1 protein-coding gene is annotated in these 524 nt (G+C 45.8%); it reads left to right on the top strand.

Annotated elements, in window-relative coordinates; translation table 11 throughout:
* Window positions 1-524, top strand: a 524-nt coding sequence (locus tag HUK38_RS14745; RefSeq protein ID WP_338065435.1) for a type IIL restriction-modification enzyme MmeI, incomplete at both ends; no start/stop codon positions are given.

The raw sequence follows: 524 nt of genomic DNA, 5'->3' as shown, positions 1-524 counted from the left end.
TGTGGAAAAGTGGTCATTTCGGCTGGGAATATAAAAGCGCGGGTAAAAACTTAGATCAGGCATTAAAAAGATTGCAATTTTACGCACCGGCGTTGAATCATCCGCCGCTATTGATTGTCTCCGATATGGAGCAAATCATTATTCACACCGCCTTTACTGGCACGGTGCCGGATCAATACACGCTGACATTAAATGACCTGCGCGATCCGTCCAAGTTGCAGTTATTAAAATGGGCGTTTTCTGATCCCGAAAAATTGCGGCCAATTGATACAACTGCGGCATTAACTGAAAGAGCGGCGCGTCAATTCAGTGAATGGGCGGCGGCGTTGCGTCAGCGCGGCCATGATTCGGCCGCGGTGGCGCATTTTAGTCAGCAATTATTATTCTGTTTATTTGCGCAAGATATTGGATTATTGCCGAATCAGTTATTCACGCGGTTATTAGAAAATGGCTTGAAATATCCCGCGCAAGTTGAACAGATGTTGACCAATTTATTAGATACGATGGCGACGGGTGGGTTATTC

The sequence above is a fragment of the Thiospirillum jenense genome (assembly GCF_014145225.1).
In the GTDB taxonomy this organism is placed as follows: domain Bacteria; phylum Pseudomonadota; class Gammaproteobacteria; order Chromatiales; family Chromatiaceae; genus Thiospirillum; species Thiospirillum jenense.
This window is presented reverse-complemented; position numbering and strand designations above follow the sequence as displayed.